The following is a 17,684-nucleotide window of genomic DNA, read 5'->3' as shown; positions in this document are numbered from 1 at the left end:
CACAAACTGGGAACCCAATAGAGCATTATCTAGTCTAGGCAATTGCATTAATAAATAACGGTTGGCTTTATTAAAACTGATAATTTCTTTTTTGAATCTTCTCTTTTCCTTGAACTAAACAGCCATTTTATTACTGGAATTCTTGCAAGAAAAGGGACTCCTGAACCTGAATCATTTTTAACTTTCTCCTCCAAACCACCAAGTACAATAATATCTTGATCCTTTACTCTAATAATTGATGTAAACTCTCTAGAATTTATCCCTGGAGGAGCGTCTTTATCCACCTTTTGACCATTAAAGCTTGATTGAACAACTTTAATATCCATCGTAATATCTCCATCACCTGATACTAATGGTTTTATGGATAATGATAACTCAGCGTCAATAGGTTGATAGTTTTTAATTTCTGAAGTTTGTGGAATTTGTGAACCATAGAAATTTTGATTAGTCACAACATAATAAGTTGTTTCTCCTATAGAAAGATAAGCTCTATGTCCATTTAAAGTAGATAATCTTGGAGTAGAACGAATATTTAAATTTCCATTAGTTTCTAAGGCTTTTAGACTTAAATAAAAATTTGGAATTACTTTTCCGATATTCAAGGAACCAAAGCCATCAAAGTGATTGATTATGTTATTAATTGTATTTGCGCCATAGGTTATATCTGCCGATGGGAATACGCTTCCTGTTGTGGTTACAGGTTTGTCTCCAATACCTGCTTTGATTCCTGTTTCAATAGTAGCCGAGCGACTAACTTCTAAAATCATTACTTCAATTAAAACCACAGGTACTTCTTTATCAATGTATTTGATAAAAGATTCGAATCTATTAATATTTTCAGCTGGTCCACATACAATAAAACTGTTTAACTCAGTATCAATTTTTATATCCAAACCATTTTTTACCTCATTTGGGATAATGCTAAAAATATCACCACCACTTTTTGAGCTAGATGAATTGTCCGTGTTGTTTTGAAAATTACTATTATTATTGTTATTCTTATTGTCAAATGAATTGAAATTTGTAAAACTAGATTGATTATTTAATCTTCCTGAACTTCTACCTTCTTTTGAAGGATCACTCAAAAGCTCGATGGATCTATTCATCAGCTGAATGGCCTTGATATTTCTTTGAGTTAGTTGATTCTTTAAACCAAAATAATAGATATTATCCTTTTTGAAGTAGGAATAATTATCACTCACTTGCGGATTTATTTCGTTAGAAGCACCATAAGAGGTTGTTGATGTATTTTGATTTGCTGAACCAACAGCTGAATTTTTTGATTCAAATATCTTATCAAGTAACTCATCAAAAGTTATGTTTTTAGCTTTAACTGTTGCGTTTCCAGCACTCTCCAGTGGATTGGAAATAAACATATCAATATTTAATTCTGATCCAATATCATAAACAATATTTGAAATGGGAGTATTTTCAAAATCAACTTCTAAAACCTTTTTGTCAGCATCTAAGATGTTAAAAAAGAAATTAGATTTCCTAGACCTTATAGGTTTTGATGCTCTGGGTGTTGATGAACCATTTGAAGCACTCGAACTAGAATTTACAACATCTTGCTCTAATGATTCAAACAAATAGAAGTTATCCTTAGTTTTGGTAACATTTAAATTATTAGCGTAAGCTAGTTTATTTAAAGCATCATCAAAAGGAGTATTCTTGATGTACGCTGTTAGTAGTTTGTTTTCAAGTCCTGGAGTAAAAACAATATTTTTACCACTTACATCTGTTATTTTTTTAAAAGCATCATACAGCTTATCGTCTTTTAAATTCAGTGACAACAAGCTCTGGTCAATGGAATAATCTACCTCAATTGTTTTGGGCTCAATTTTCTCAATTGGTTTTTCATATCTTTTAATAGCAATGATGTTTCCTGTAAAATCAATTCTTAAATCATATTCTTTACATAAAAAGACAAGTAAATCAGCAACAGTAACATCAGTAAAATTATTCACTATTGAAATGGAACTAAGTGAAGGTTCCACACTAATATTTACTTTATGAACCTCTGATACTGCCAGAAAAAAACTAGAAAGAGTAGTTTCCTTTACATTGATGTTTACTTTTTGTCCAAGACCAGGAACATCAGCAATTAAAGCATCAATATTATACTTTATCTGTTGAATTCTGTTTTCTTGTGAAAAACTCTTGGAGATGGAAAAAATAAGTAATGATAATAAAAGTAGTTTCTTCATAAAAAGCAGACTCAAATGGTTTTGAATTCAAATATAATTTTTTTAATCCATTAACAAAGAAAAAACTTCTTCAACAGAAGTTACCCCTTCACTAATCAAATTTATAGCATTAGACTTTAGTGTTTGAACTTTGTTTTTTTCTAAATATTCATCAATTGATAGTTGATTGTTTTTAATATGTCCCATAAGTTCTTTATCAATTGGGAGAATTTCGTAAATAGCTTTTCTTCCTAAATAACCTGTATGGTAACAATTTTGACAACCCACAGCTTCAAAATGATATTCTAATTGATTTGGAATAGTAAATCCAGTTGGGAAAATTTCACTTGTTACAGATTGTCTTTTTTTACATGATGGGCATAATTTTCTAACTAGTCGTTGAGCAATACTTACATTTAAAGTATTTGCAATTAAAAATGAGGGAACTCCCATATCTATTAATCGTGAAACGGTTGCCCAAGCTGAATTAGTATGAATTGTTGATAAAACTAAATGTCCTGTGAGTGAGGCTCTAATTGCCATATTAGCGGTATCAACATCACGAATCTCTCCCACCATAATAATATCAGGATCTTGTCTTAAAAAAGTACGAAGTGTTGACGCAAAATCAAGACCTATACTTTCTTTTAATTGCACTTGATTAATTCCTTCTAAGGTATATTCAATTGGGTCTTCAACAGTTAATATATTAGTGTTGGGTTTGTTGAGTGTCTTTAAGGTTGCATAAAGAGTTGTAGTCTTTCCTGACCCCGTTGGACCTGATATTAAAACGATACCATTGGGTTTTTTAATGTTCTCTAGATACACTTTTAGCTCTTTGTCAGTAAAGCCAAGTGTATTTAAATCGATATGAGAAGTATCTTTACTTAAAAGTCTTAAAACAACTTTCTCACCATAAAGAGTTGGCATTACCGACACACGAATATCAAAATCCTCCTGCTCAGTAACTATAGAAATTCTTCCATCTTGAGGCAGTCTTTTTTCAGAGATATCAAGTTGTGCACGAATCTTAATTTTATTTATAATTATTGGATATTCCTCAAGCGATAAGTGAAACTGTTCTTTAAGTTTACCATCTAATCGAAGTCGTATTCTAGCTTTACTCTCAAAAGGTTCAAAATGAATATCACTACTTCCTATTTCTTTTGCCGTGAGTACTATCTTTTCAAGAAAGTCATTACTGTAATGAATATTGGATATTTTAGCATTTGTTTTTTTTCTATAATTTATGCTAAGCAAAGTATCAATATCTTCTTTTTGCTCTTCCACTAATTTTATTGGATAACCCAGCACTACTTGCAACTCAAGTTCTAAATTGGCAATACTTGAATTATCTGTTTTAAAATAAACAACCTCTTTTTCCTTGTGCGAAGGAACAATGCGATAATTATAAGCCGTTTCAGCATCGATTAATTGTTGCAATTCAACTGGTATTTCAAAAGATGTATTCATTTAGTATGCAAATAGAAAATTACAATTTATAAAAAAAGTAGCACAGTAGACAAAAGCAAAAAAAAGAGCCATAAAACCCGCAAGTGGAATTGTTGAATGTTCTTTATAGCTCTTCTTTAATAAAAAATGCATTAGGAGCGAAAAAAATAATGAAAATACAAAAAGCACATAAAAAGAAATTATTGAAAAACAAAAAGCCAAAGCTATAAAAAATAAAACATCACCCATTCCTATGCTTTGATCAACTAGTTTTTTTTTCAATATTATTTTACAGTACACCCAAAGAATTAAAAGTACTGTTGCTATAAGACTTAAATTCACTAAGGAGTTTATAATAATGGCATTTGATTCTAAAAAGCTCTTTTGTATAAAAAAACCTAAAATTCCAACTAGTGGATAGCAAAACCAATACACCAATCGTTCTTTAACATCTTGCCAAATGATAACTGTTAACACTAAAACCAGTACAATTTTCAATACAATCATTTAATCTTTGGTAACTTGTGTTGGATTTCCATTTTTATCTACTTCCCAAACATTAAAAATTCCATCACCATTAAAATCAGTTACCGCTGTAGCTCTTGCTTTGAAATCTGTATTACTTGATTGAATAATTTCATATTCATAATTAGCAGAGCCATTTTGCTTTACTGTTTTTGGAGTTTCAAAATCAAGTTCATTGAAATCAGAACTGTATTTTGAATACATAAAATAATATTGTTTTTCAGAATTGTATATAGCCTTTAATTGTGTTTGCGCCTCAATACTTTTTGCTTTAGAAATTAAAGGCATAAGGTTAGGCAAAGCTATAAGAAGTAATATGCCAATAATTGCTAATACAATTAGTGTTTCTTGTAGGTTAAAAGACGGTATTTTTTTTGTAGTAATAGTTCTCATAAAGCGTCAGTGGTTATCATAGCAAACAAATATATGTAAAAAATATTTTAAAATACTGTATAATATTTTGTTAATTTTTAAGTTTTATTTTTTATTATTGTAGGAAATTTAATTTAATAATATGAAACGATTACCACTTATTCTATCAGCCTTAGCTATTTTATTGGCCGCTGTCTCTTTTTACTTTGCAAAATCAAGCTCTGAACTAGTTTATGTTGATGTCAATAAACTCATTGAAGGATATAAAAGAACTAAAATAGCAAAAGCTGAATTTGATAAAAAAGCCAATACAATGAAGGGGAATATTGATTCTTTGATGACAGGTTGGCAAAAAGAACTTCAATCTTATGAGAAAGAAAGGGCTTCGCTATCTCCAAAAGAGCTCCAACTAAAGCAAGAATTATTACAAAATAAACAACAACAAATCAATGGTTATCAAGAAGCAATACAGAAAAAAATACAAGAAGAAGATAAAAAAGTAACACAAACTGTTATTAATGATATCAATGATTATGTTAAAGAGTATGGAAAAAAACATGGTTATAAAATAATTTTTGGAGCAAGTGGAGGAGGAAACATAATGTATGCTGATGATTCCTCTGATTTGACAGAAGAGGTTTTAAAAGGATTGAATGCAGACTATGGTACAAAAAAGTAATTACCTATTATTATTGTTAATTTTTGTTTCTGCTTGTGCAAACAAAACTTTTGATAACACAGAAGAAATAACAGAATATATTAAAGAAGAGGAGAATAATTATTGTTATAAAAAAAACATTGAAGGTATAGAATACATTCTTCAGTATAAGCCAACTGATTTATTAGTTGAACAAGAATTAAATGATAAAACAGATCAAAAAAAAATAGAACAATTAAGAGATAAGTATAAGAAATACATGTATTTTAATTTATCAATGTCTCTTAACAACCAAGAGTTACTTAGTAATGTTGCTCGAGATAAATCAAAATTTGGACAAATGGTGAATGATTTAGCTTTTGGAATGGAAGAAAAAGTAAACCTATTTACACCAAAAAATGATACGCTAGCAATGGCAGATTTTATATATCCTAGAATGTATGGAATGACCAACAATACAAGTATCATGATAGTATATCCTAGAGATAAAAACTATTTAAAAGAAGATTATATATACTTTACTGTCGAAGACTTAGGTTTTTACACAGGTGAAGTCAAATTTAAAATAAAAACACTAGAAATAGTAAACGAGCCACAATTACGATTTAATTAGTATTATATGAGAAAACATCAAAAACGCCAACGATTTATAGCAACTTTTTTTCTGTTAATCTTTTTTCCAACATTAGTGCCAACTAATTTATTTGCCTCAAATAATGGACCTAAATCACCAGAAGCTGCATCTTTTGAGCCTGTTGATGCAACTGATATGGTGAATCTTTTAACAGGACAATACAGCTATGTTTTACCTTTATTAAACGTGCCAAGCCCCGAGGGTGGTTATCCTTTAGCACTAGGATATCATGCAGGTATTGCAATGGACCAAGAATCCTCTTGGACTGGTTTAGGATGGAATGTTAATCCAGGAGCTATTGATAGAAGCATTAATGGTTATCCAGATGATTATAATGCCTCACATTTAAATGAATATTTTTATGATTCTGGAGGTGAAGCATATGCTTCTTTTGTTTCAGTAGGCTATTCTGTAGGTGTGGCTTCGGTTGGACTGGGGTTTAATTGGGGAAGCAATCAGTCTTTAGGAGGATTTGTTAGTACGGGGGTTGGTTTTGATATTGGCGGAGGAAACAATATTGGAGTAAATTCAAAAATTGGAACTTCCGGTGCTTCAGTGGGTGTTGGCGTTCAATTTGCGGGAGGGTTAAGTGTTGGGGTTGAGGCTAGCACAGATGGCATTGTAGGAGGAAACATTGGGTTTGACAGTAATGGAGCTGGATTTAGCATGGGTTATGACTCTTCTGGTACTTTTTCGCAATCCATGAGCGGTGGTGGATTAGGTATTTCTATGGTAACGTCAAGTAAAGGGCTACGTGCGTCAGTTAAAGCTGGAGGAGTTGGTTTTAGTACTTCATTTAATAATACATTAAAAATGGGGGAGTATTCAACAAGTACAAGCGGCTGGGTTGTGCCTCTTTCTGTTCCTACACCAATTGGAATTTTCAGCTTATCTTTTGGTAAACAAACATTTAAGTATTGGTTAGCTAAAAATAAAGACAATTATGTAACAGGACCTCTTTATTTTCAAAATGGTGTAAAAGATATATTCAAACAAAAATATATTCCTCCATATATTGCTTCCCACACGGTTACATATTTTTGCTATTGGACTCCGTCGAATCAGACTTTTTGTACTTATAATCCAATTACCTCGGGACCACATTCAATAAATGGGCAACATCACGTTATTGCTACTTGTTCTGGAAATGTTAATGACGGTTTTCCCGGACCACATACTACTTCAGGACATTGGATCCAAATTCCTGTTAATAATGCCTTTATGGATATAAATGAAACATCGATAGAAGCTTCAAATTTAGCTTCATCAAGTAATTTTACTGATAATAATATGTCATTTCCAAATTATGATAATTTTAATATTCAAGCTCAAGGTTTGTCGGGAAGCATGTCTTCTCCAATATATAAAAATGGTGCTCTAATTGGATTGACAGGGAATGAAAATAATCAAGGATATGCACTTAAATATAATATCAATGGGAGTTCTCCTGTACCTGATTATGCAAAGTTTAACGAGAAACCTAAATTTTATTTAGAGAATGAAATAAGTACCTATATCAATGTTTTACCTGCAAATTATAACGCAACTTCTACAAATAGTGACATATTAAATTATTATGTGACAGGCAGTGTTGATTTACAGGCTAAACCTAGACGAAAAACATCTTCTTTTATTGAATATTACAGTAATGATGAAATTGTTAATAATATTACCGTATTGAAACAGAATGGATATTTGCAACCTTCAGTTTCAGGTTTTGATAGATCAATAATGCCAAAGGAAGGTGTTGGAGCTTATAAAATTACGGCTATCGACGGTAAAACGTATCATTATTCTTTACCTGTTTACAACCATGAAATAATAACGAGAACTTCAGGAGTTGTTTCAGATAATAGACAGGATGAATCACAATCTTATATGGAAAAAAGACAGTTAGAACCTTATGCAACCCATTGGTTATTAACCGCTGTAACTGGACCTGATTTTGTTGATAATGGTGACGGTATTCCTAGCGATGGAGATTTAGGATATTGGACAAGTTTTGAGTATGGTAAATGGACAGATGGTTTTATTTGGAAAGCACCTTATAAGAAGGAATATATTCGTGATGATAATAATCCTAAAATAAAAACTTGGATTAGGGGTAGAAAACAATTATATTATTTAGATAAAGTAAAAACAAGAACTCATACGGCACTTTTTGTAAAAAGCCAACGAACAGATGCGGCTTCTGAAAATTGGATATATAATTCAGTTAATCATTTAGATGATAATAGCGGAAATTATTCTAATCAGTTTACAGTTCCTTCACAAAATCAACTTCGTTTGGATAAAATTATTTTGCTTAAAAATCAAGATGATACTGTGGACAAAACATTTGGATTAGATTCTAATCAAAGTGTTACTATAGGATATGTTAATTCAGATAAAACAAGTGAAAATGCAAAATATAATTTGTTCGATAACATTATTGACTACCAAGACAATTGGCAAAGTTCCATATCTAAAGCTATTAAAGTAATTGATTTTGGATATGATTATAGTTTGGTGCCAGGAGATAATCGTTTAACTTTGAAAAATGTAAATTTTAAAGGAAAATCTGAAAATAATATTTTGCCCCCATATCAATTTGAATACAACAATAGTAATTCTTTATTTAATATTGATGACAATGATGGATGGGGATATAATAGCAAAAATAGTTCTTTATGGTCATTATCAAAAATAATTACTCCGTTGGGTGGTCAAATTAATATAGAATATGAATCAAATATTTGTAAGTCAATTACAAATAATAAATTTGATTTTAATAGTTCTAGTGGAGAAAATGTATTTTTTGATGAGTACATAAATCCGCAAAATAAGTTAGAATTTAAAGCCAAATTAAAATACAGTTTTGGAATTGATGTAGGCTCAATAGTACAAGTTTCTTATCAAAAAAAGATTAATTATGGTTATGGAAGACAATATCTTCATACTCCATCAGCAGTTGTAACTCAAGATTTAGGAAACAATGTTTTTCGATTAGTGTCCACTGGTCCCATTCATACTGAAATGAATTCTCCTGTGCCTGTTGGAAATGATATTTTTAAGGGTTCTTTTACATTAAATCGATATCAATTTGAGATTAATCAAAATGCTTATAATCTTATTAGTAGTTCAATAATTAGAGCTGGTGGAGTTAGAGCATCAAAAATAAGCATTGTAGATGCAAATCAAACATATTATACAGAATACAAATACGGAAATAATGAAGATGGTGTCGGATATGTTAGCTATGTGCCGTTTGCACCTCATCTTAATAAAGAATTGCCATACAGTAGTGAATTACCCGCACCCAGAGTTATGTATGACTGTGTAACTATTAAATCATCAGGAAATGGTTTAACATATCTAAATAAAAGTCAATATAAATTTAACACATTAAAACCAATTAATCAAATTTCTGGAAGTGGAAATCTAATAAAGTATGGAGATTTTTATGAGATTACAAAAAATGTAAATACACATTCAAACTCTACAGCTTATAAGGCAGTTAGTGTTGGCTCCTTCACCGTTAAAGACAATCTAGCTTCTATTGGTCAATTGTTAGAGGTTAAAACATTTAATAGTCAAGGTCAAATGATGAGCAAAATTTCAAATGACTATTACAAGACTACTGATGTTATTCCTAATAATCTGGGTGTTACTCAAGAATCTTATCAAAGCTATAAAACAGTAGATTACACAGTCCCTTATGAACAAGACAAATGGCTTATAAATTCATCTACTAGAATTAAATATCCAAATTTAATAAAATCATCAACCGAGCAAAAGGATGGCTATACCTACACTACAGAGTTCAAAGATTATGATTTAATTTCAGGAGTTGCCAAAGAAACTTGGTCAACTTCAAGCGACGGTAAATCCTTAAAAACCAAAATCATTCCTGCGTACACAAAATACCCACAAATGGGTAGCAAAGTAGATGATATTACTAATAGAAATATGTTATCTCAGACGGCAGCCGAGTACTCTTATCAACGAGATGCTGCTGGCAATGATAGAGTTACAGGAGTTGGCATAACCACTTGGAGTAATATTTGGAGTTATAAAGACATTGCAGGAGCAACAACCTCGCCAACCTTAGATAAAGAAAAAATTTGGAGAAAACATAAATCTTACACTTGGAATGGGGTTGTTGATTCGGAGGGTTATTTTCCAACAACATTTAACAGTGCGACCGATGATGGTTTTGTATGGGGAGTTGGACTTCCGCAAACCAATTCTAAATGGAAACAAATTTCTGAAGTGACTTTATACGATCATTATTCAGCACCAATAGAAATGAAAGACATTAACAATAATTTTGCATCCACCAAAATGGGAGATAATGACACTAAAGTTATGACAACAGGTAATGCTGGTTATAATGAAATGTATTATGCAGGAGGTGAAAATATTGATAATACCAATACTTGGTTAGAACCAGAGGTAAAAGGAGTTGGAATTACAAGAGATGTAACAAAATATCATACTGGTAAATACAGTATTGCAACCACGTCAACCTCTCAATTTGGAGTTGACATGAAAGCAACCCAACACCGAGCTGGAAAATACAAATTATCCGTTTGGGTGCATAATACTAATGCTGCCAAGGCAAGAGTAAATGTTGGAGGAGGTCCAGTTACATTCAATGGAGAATCGGTTACAGCTGGTAATTGGACTCTGAAAACGCATTATTTTAATGTTACTTCTGCTGCAATTATGCCTTATGTTTATTCGGTAGACGGAACAACTGTGTATTATGACGATTTAATGGTTAGACCTGTAGCAAGTTCCATTACAGGCTATGTATATAATGAGTGGGACGAGCTAACGTATATTATTGGAAACAATGGTTTGGCAACAAAGTATGAATACGATGCAGCTGGAAGATTGGTTAGAACTTCGGTTGAAGTAGTAGATGATGTTGCTAATGGATTGACAGGTGGATTCAAAAAAGTAAGCGAAAACACAATAAAATATAAAAATTTACCATAAAAATTTGGTAGTTAAAAAAATAATATTAATTTTGAAAGCATAAGGAGAAGATTCGATTATACTTTAAAATAGTATATAGTGAGCCTAGAGTGATCTGAACTTTTAGTGATTTAAATTTATTTAAAATACTTCTTCTCCTTTTCTTTCCTAAAAAAATAAATGTATGAGTGATCTAACTAGGAAAGATTTTTTACGATTGTCTTCGTGGGGGCTTGTAGCCACATTGTTACCAATAAGTCAAATAAACGCCCTTTCTTCCATTTTAAAAAATGAAGACTCACCAAAAAATGATGATTATTTAAAAGCAAAAGAATTAGCTAAAGAAGCTAAGGTTTTTTTCTATAAAAAAAACTTTAAAAAAGCAGAAGAGTTATACTTAGAGTGCATAAAATTAGCTCCAAATGCTATTCGCTTTTACGATAATTTAGAAAACGTTTATGGTGCAAACTTGGATTTGCTTTCAAGTGTTGAATTATTTAAAAATGGATTGTTGGTAAATATCAAAAATCCTGCTTTTTATGATAGAGCTGCCCGCTCCTTAATGCGGTTAGAGTTAGGAAATACGAAACATGCCGAAATGTATAAAAATAAAATTAGTTCGGTATCTTTATTAAACGATGCAAAAGATTTGATAACAAAAGCTATTGCGCTAAACGCATCAAAAAAATATTTAACAGTTAGTTTAGCTACTATTCAAAAAAAAGAAGCACGAAATAGAATAAGAGATGAAAAAGAACGTTTGGTTTTAATAAAAGAAGAGCGTAAAAACAATAGGATTCAGTTTAAAAAAACTTTTAAAGCAAAATCTGAAAGCGAGATAATTACATTATTAGAAAAAGTAGCTACAAAAAAAAGAGTTACTCTTTATCATGTTAAGGAGATTGATCATCAAAACAAGCAAATCAGCAAACAAAAAAGAAGGTATAATCAAATTTTGCTTTCAAAATTAGATTCAAAAAACCCTGAGAGAGAAAAATTAGTAGAAACCATTTTTAACTTAGACCCTTCTAACTCTTCTTCTTTACATCAGATAAAAAAGGAATATTATAAAAACAATAGATATGCCGATTTTATAGCGGTTAGACAACAATTTGCCGATAAAAAACAAACCCTATTTAGTAATCTTGGGCTAATGGATGCTATTGAAAAAGCCTATTTAGAAAAACAAGTTTCTTTTGAAAGTTTAGAAAAAGCAGTGACTATTGGCAAAGAACTTTTTGAAAATTGGCCTCTATTGGAGGATAAAAAAGTCGATGTAGCCAATAAATTATCTAAAATTTATATATTACAACAACGATTTGATGAAGCAAAATTAGTTTTAGTAAAAACCATTAATACTTGTTCTACTAGCACTCCAGCAGTAGTAAATAAATTGTTGTATAGTTATGCTTCTGTATTTTTAGCAGAACAAAATTTTGAAAAAGCCAATCAAGTTTTGCAAATAGCTATTAATAATGATGAAGAGATAAAAAACGAATCACTAAAAGAGGTACTAAAACTTGCAAAGAACAAAAAACCAGAAGCCTTTAAAGATAAGTTGAGTCTTTATTATTTATTATATAAAGTTTATAAAGCTTCCAACATGAATCAAGAATCCATTCTGATTTTAGAAACTTTGCAACGCAACAACCCAAATGATCAATTTGTATTAACCAGAAAATAAGGCAAGCTATGGCAAACAAATTAAAATTTATAATAGTTCTTCTATTTTTTGTTTCAAAAATCAATGCGCAATGTGATGTAAATTATGGAAGTATCATAATTTCAGAAGTCTATTTTGATACTCAGTATAATGAACAAATTGGTGCTAAACATCACAATTTTGGAGAATATATAGAATTATATAATTCCTCGGATACTCCAATTAGCTTACACGGCTGGAAAATAAAAGATAATCATACTGAGTTTACTTTCACTAATAATGAAATTATTAATCCTGGCAGCATAAAAATTATAACTTATGAAGGGTTTTATGCTTATGGTTATACAAATATTTATTCTGGTGCACAAAGTCATTTGGGAGGTATTGCAAAATTTGTGGAGCTTTTTCCAGAGGCTGCGGGACATGAGCAAGACATTATTTTACAAAACACAATGGTTTTAGATAATGACGTAGATAAAATATCTTTATATAATCCATTAGGTAAATTAATTAGTGAAGTTTCATATACTAATGGTAATGGTAGTGCTTATTACTTAAATCCAACGCCTTTAGATTTTATGCAAATTCAAAGTTATACTGTAAATGTTACACCATACATAGAAAATTTAGGAGAAAGATATCCAATACCTTTTAATTACCCTATTGGAAATATACCACAATTAGATGCTTGGGGAAATATTGTGTTTGAAAGCGACGGAGTGACTCCAGTTTTGGTTTCGCATCCAGAATATAAAAAGGCAATTTATCTAACTACAAACAACAATGGTTATTATTCTAATCATACAGCTCTAGACTATCAAGTTGCAGTTGCCACCCCATTTTCTATTCCATACACAATTGCTCTTCAAGGAGTTGACCCTTTATTGCTTTTTGCACCTGGTTATAACAACTCTTTTAATTTTATAGAATCTATTTCTTATGATATATTAAATGGTACTATAAATGGGCAATCCAAATCTTATTTTGATGATTTGGGAAAACCAACTGTTACAATGTCTAAAGATTTTGTAACCAATACTGTTTGGGGTTCAGAAACTGTTTATGATGGTTTTGGTAGAAAATTTCAAGAATCGTTTCCTGCGGCTTCCTGTTCTGCTCTTGATAAAATGAGTTTTTTAACCAAACCAACAATTAAAACTGCCTTTTTAGACTGGTATTACAGTGACAACAATACAACTGAACCTTATCAAGCAACAGCAACGCAGCCCTATTCTGAAATAAATTATGATAAACTCAACCCAGGTAATGTAGTAAATGTTGTAGGAGGAAATCAAATTGGCGGAACATGGAAAACAGGGTTTACTTACACTGTGCCAGCTGCTCAAGAAATGTATTACGTATTTGGTTATAACTTTTTTAATGGGCCAGTTACTGGAGGAGTAGAAGAAATACAAACAAAATTTTATAAAACCGTTTCTATAGATGCCAACGGAGTAGAGAATGTGGTTTTTACTGATGGCGAGGGCAAGACTTTGGCGTCTGCTAGATCAGGAGCAACAATTCCAGCTACTATTAATCCATACCAAGTTCGTTCCTTAATTGGTACACAAGGCTATGTAGATGTATGCATTCCACCTGGAATTGCATCTTCAGATATAACTTTATTAGGAACAGGAGGAGCAATTAACTATGATGTATATAATCTTAGGGATAACACAGGTTTAATTACCACTGCACCTCTTACAGGTGGCAACTGTTACCGCATTGTTGCAAAAGTAACCCCAACAGCTGAACCTAAAATATTTGTAACAAATGCAACACCAGGAGTATTAAGTTCAACCACTACAGACCCAGCTGGAGTAAAAGGAGTAACCTATTCAGTTAATTATTATGATTATGCAATTAATGTTTATGATAAAACAGGACGATTAAGTAAAACAATACAACCCAATGGATTTAGCAGTGTTTATCCCTCAACACCTTCAACACCAGCAACATTTACAATTACTCCTGCACCTGCTTATTTAGCAAGTGCAAATTTTGCTACATCTTACCTTTATAATACACTAGGACAAGTTGTACAAGTTACAAGTGCTGATGAAGGGATTAGTAAATTTGCTTACCGTCAAGATGGACAAATTAGATATTCTCAAAGTGCTTTACAAGCTTTATCAAAAAAAGTATCTTATACCAATTATGATTCCTATGGAAGACCAATTGAAAGCGGTGTGGTAACCTCAACTAATCCTAATATATCAAATGCTGTATTTTGGAGTACACTTCAAGGTAACGTAGATCAACCTCTTTTAGTTCCAACATCATTAGGCGCTACAATCCCAAGTGAAAGAACATTTTCTGTTTATGATGACATTGCCAATGTTTCTAGCACTGCAACTGCTCAAATTCCAACTCCTTATTCCTTAATTATACCTTCAGCTCTAAGTTTAGCCACTTTGGCATCAGGTTATACACAAAATAATCTTACTGGAAATGTAGCAGCAACCTATAAGGCAGAAGCAACTACGATAAACGCTATCACATGGTACAGCTATGATATATACGGCAGGTCAGAATGGGTGGTGCAATATAATGATGGTTTTACTATTGGCAATCAAATAAAAACTATAGACTATGTCTATGATTATAAAGGAAATGTTGCCAAAGTTGACTATCAAAAAAGTAACACAACAGAAAGATTTATCCACCGATACACCTATGATGGCAATGGGGTTGTTACTGATGTAGAAACATCTAAAGACAACAGCACTTTTATAAATCATGCTATTTATACTTATTATAAAACTGGTGAGTTAAAACGTACTGCTTTAACACAAGCGCAACAAGGATTGGATTATGTTTATACTCTTGGTGGGCAATTAAAAAGCATTAACCACCCAAGTTTAGAATCGGCAAAAGATCCAGGTAAAGATAATGTTGCTGCTGGACCTAATCCAAATTTTAATCCTGATTTATTTGGTATTTCATTAGATTATTACGATGGCGATTATGTTCGAAGCAATACAAATATTGGCAACATCCTTAATGTTGCTGGAGCCAACCAAGATTTTACAGGAAATATAAAAGCAGCAATTTGGGCAAACAGACAAATAGATGGCACCAATGCTTTATCACCTGTTTCTCCAACTAATTTAGCAATTAAAAAAGGATATCTGTATAATTATGATAGGAACAATTGGATGACTAATGCTACTTATGGCACTATGGCTCCAGCGGCAATTGCTATAACATCCAATAATCAATACTATGAAGGTGGATTAGAGTACGACTCCAACGGAAACATAAAAAAGTTACAACGCAGAAATGAAACTAATTTAGTAACATTGCAAGATAGATTGGACTATAATTACAATTTTGGCACAAACCAATTAAACAATGTTGACGACGACTTAACACTATCATCAGTTTCTACTACCGATATTGACGATCAAGCCCCAAATAATTATACTTATGACGCCATAGGGCAAATGACAAAGAACACAGCAGAAAACCTTTTTTATTTTTATAACACCCAAGGATTGGTTACAGAGGTAAGAAAAGGCGCTTTCCCTGCTGTGAAATTCTATTACAATGAAAGAGGTCATCGCATCAAGAAAGAAAGTTTTGTACTAAATTCTCCTACATTATCAAGCACTACTTATTATGTATTAGATCTTGCTGGAAATGTAATGTCTAATTATTATAAACCAAATAATAATAATCCAATAACCCAAACCGAATTGCCAATATACGGCATTAGCCGAATTGGAATTTATGTAAAAGGCATTAACGACTACGCTAACTACCAAATCACCGACCACCTTGGCAACGTGCGTGTGGTAGTTAAAAAAATATTTAATGGTAGTGCGCCTAGCGTAAACTCTTTTGCAGATTATTACCCTTTTGGGGAGCAATTGCCAAGTAGATCTATAGTTTCTAGTCCTCCTTATAAATACGCTTTCCAAGGGCAGGAACTCGATACAGAAACTGGTATGGAGGCGTTTCAGTTAAGGCTTTGGGATGGTAGACTTGGTAGATGGTTAAGTCCTGACCCGTATGGGCAATACGCCAGTCCTTATTTAGGGATGGGGAATAACCCGATTTCAGGTATTGATTCAGATGGTGGATTCTGGGAAGAATTAGGGAATTTTATAACTGGTAATGGTTGGAATACAAACAAAATGTTAGAGTATCAAAAGAATGGCTGGAATTTAGGCGAATGGAAAGGAACTCCTTTTAAAGGGTACAGACAAGCCTCTAAAATTGGTAAAGAAAATAAAGATAATTTAAGTGAAGTAATATTTAAAAGATTAAACTCCAGAAATGATTTTGATTTTAAAGTTGATGATGATTCAGGTTTCAAAGTCACAGCTGGATTACAAGCTGGAATTTCAATTGAAAAGATAGAATTTGATATTAGTCCACTTACTACTACTTTGGTTGAATGGAAGCCAAAAGATGGATGGTATTTTATTTGGAATAATGTTGAAGGATCTGGAGGAAGTGAAAGAAGATTTAGTGGTAAACTTGCAGCAACAGGTCTTGTAGGATATGTACCAGTTAATGGAGAAATAGGATATGAATTCACTAGTTTTGGTTATAATAACCCAAAAAATAACTGGAGAGTTTATGGACAAGGTGGCGTCACATCGCTTCTTCAATTTGGTATTGAAAAATCATCAAACGAAAAAGTTGCAAGAATGTATTCTAAACATGGATTACTAAATTTTGAAGGGAAATTATTTATAGGTGTTGAAATTAATACAGCAACAAAATTTTCATTCAATATTCCCAATTAAGATTAGACAAAAAATTGATCATGAAAAATACTTCAATACAAATTAGACCCCATAAAAATTGGATTAGTATAATTGCATTAATATTAATGTTTTTTGTGATATTCTTTTTTTTAATATTATATTTAATACTTTTCATATATAATAAAATGTTTATCATTATAATACCTATTTTTATAATGTTTGTTATTAATTTTTTGATAGTGAAACAATTTTTTTTGTTATTTTTTGGTAGTTTAGAAATATATTTTTCAATAAATGAAATCTCAATTAATTCAAAATTTATGTCAATAAATAAATATAAATATTACCAATTGGATGAAATAAGTGATATATGGGTGGATGACTCTTTTGTTTTAAAAAAAATAAATAAAATACCTCTTTTTGGTCAGATTTTTTTTCAACTAATTAGTTCAACTAATCCTGACAATAAATCAATTATGATTAAGTATAAAGGAAAAGTATTAAATATAATATT

10 protein-coding genes are annotated in these 17,684 nt (G+C 31.4%); 6 read left to right on the top strand and 4 right to left on the bottom strand.

All coding sequences use genetic code 11. The annotated features are described in order from the left end of the window. Positions 1-47: 47 nt before the first annotated feature. From ACIQ06_RS10165 to ACIQ06_RS10150, 4 genes are read right to left on the bottom strand one after another with little or no spacing between them, the layout of a single operon-like run. On the bottom strand, positions 48-2,207 hold the full coding sequence (locus ACIQ06_RS10165) for a type II secretion system protein GspD (RefSeq protein ID WP_396146013.1): 2,160 nt from the start codon (positions 2,205-2,207) through the stop codon (positions 48-50). Between the two features lie 42 nt (positions 2,208-2,249). Beyond that, positions 2,250-3,659, bottom strand: a complete 1,410-nt coding sequence (locus ACIQ06_RS10160; RefSeq protein WP_396146011.1) for a GspE/PulE family protein — start codon at positions 3,657-3,659, stop codon at positions 2,250-2,252. After that, a complete protein-coding gene (locus tag ACIQ06_RS10155) occupies positions 3,660-4,145 on the bottom strand; it encodes a hypothetical protein (protein WP_396146009.1) in 486 nt (161 codons plus the stop codon). Then, positions 4,146-4,556: a prepilin-type N-terminal cleavage/methylation domain-containing protein gene (locus tag ACIQ06_RS10150; RefSeq protein WP_298140179.1), complete on the bottom strand. Its 411-nt coding sequence runs from the start codon at positions 4,554-4,556 to the stop codon at positions 4,146-4,148. A 121-nt stretch (positions 4,557-4,677) separates the two neighbouring features. Between ACIQ06_RS10150 and ACIQ06_RS10145 the strand changes: the two genes are divergently transcribed. The 6 genes from ACIQ06_RS10145 to ACIQ06_RS10120 all read left to right on the top strand — a co-directional run. Then, a complete protein-coding gene (locus tag ACIQ06_RS10145; RefSeq protein ID WP_396146006.1) occupies positions 4,678-5,214 on the top strand; it encodes an OmpH family outer membrane protein in 537 nt (178 codons plus the stop codon). Continuing rightward, complete coding sequence (locus ACIQ06_RS10140) at positions 5,198-5,806, top strand: hypothetical protein (RefSeq protein WP_396146004.1); 609 nt, start codon at positions 5,198-5,200, stop codon at positions 5,804-5,806. The genes ACIQ06_RS10145 and ACIQ06_RS10140 overlap by 17 nt, the downstream gene beginning before the upstream one ends. Before the next feature lie 6 nt (positions 5,807-5,812). Next, positions 5,813-10,810 (top strand): hypothetical protein, encoded by a 4,998-nt coding sequence (locus ACIQ06_RS10135; RefSeq protein ID WP_396146002.1) that lies wholly within the window; start codon positions 5,813-5,815, stop codon positions 10,808-10,810. Positions 10,811-10,973: 163 nt separating this feature from the next. Beyond that, complete coding sequence (locus ACIQ06_RS10130) at positions 10,974-12,473, top strand: hypothetical protein (protein ID WP_396146000.1); 1,500 nt, start codon at positions 10,974-10,976, stop codon at positions 12,471-12,473. 8 nt (positions 12,474-12,481) lie between these two features. After that, the gene (locus tag ACIQ06_RS10125) at positions 12,482-17,209 is read left to right on the top strand and encodes a lamin tail domain-containing protein (RefSeq protein ID WP_396145998.1); all 4,728 of its coding nucleotides are present in this window, start codon (positions 12,482-12,484) and stop codon (positions 17,207-17,209) included. Between the two features lie 20 nt (positions 17,210-17,229). Beyond that, a partial coding sequence (locus ACIQ06_RS10120; RefSeq protein WP_396145996.1) for a hypothetical protein occupies positions 17,230-17,684 on the top strand: 455 nt, incomplete at its 3' end.

Origin of the sequence: Flavobacterium sp. (genome assembly GCF_044341265.1) — a bacterium.
Lineage (GTDB): Bacteria > Bacteroidota > Bacteroidia > Flavobacteriales > Flavobacteriaceae > Flavobacterium.
Note: the sequence above shows the minus strand (reverse complement) of the source record. Positions and strands in the feature narration are given on the sequence as shown.

What these genes read in the sequence shown, in the direction of transcription:
- ACIQ06_RS10130 (WP_396146000.1), top strand. Translation starts at nt 10,974, where the DNA reads ATGAGTGATCTAACTAGGAAAGATTTTTTACGATTGTCTTCGTGGGGG.
- ACIQ06_RS10160 (WP_396146011.1), bottom strand. Translation starts at nt 3,659, where the DNA reads ATGAATACATCTTTTGAAATACCAGTTGAATTGCAACAATTAATCGAT.
- ACIQ06_RS10145 (WP_396146006.1), top strand. Translation starts at nt 4,678, where the DNA reads ATGAAACGATTACCACTTATTCTATCAGCCTTAGCTATTTTATTGGCC.
- ACIQ06_RS10155 (WP_396146009.1), bottom strand. Translation starts at nt 4,145, where the DNA reads ATGATTGTATTGAAAATTGTACTGGTTTTAGTGTTAACAGTTATCATT.
- ACIQ06_RS10140 (WP_396146004.1), top strand. Translation starts at nt 5,198, where the DNA reads ATGGTACAAAAAAGTAATTACCTATTATTATTGTTAATTTTTGTTTCT.
- ACIQ06_RS10125 (WP_396145998.1), top strand. Translation starts at nt 12,482, where the DNA reads ATGGCAAACAAATTAAAATTTATAATAGTTCTTCTATTTTTTGTTTCA.
- ACIQ06_RS10165 (WP_396146013.1), bottom strand. Translation starts at nt 2,207, where the DNA reads ATGAAGAAACTACTTTTATTATCATTACTTATTTTTTCCATCTCCAAG.
- ACIQ06_RS10150 (WP_298140179.1), bottom strand. Translation starts at nt 4,556, where the DNA reads ATGAGAACTATTACTACAAAAAAAATACCGTCTTTTAACCTACAAGAA.
- ACIQ06_RS10135 (WP_396146002.1), top strand. Translation starts at nt 5,813, where the DNA reads ATGAGAAAACATCAAAAACGCCAACGATTTATAGCAACTTTTTTTCTG.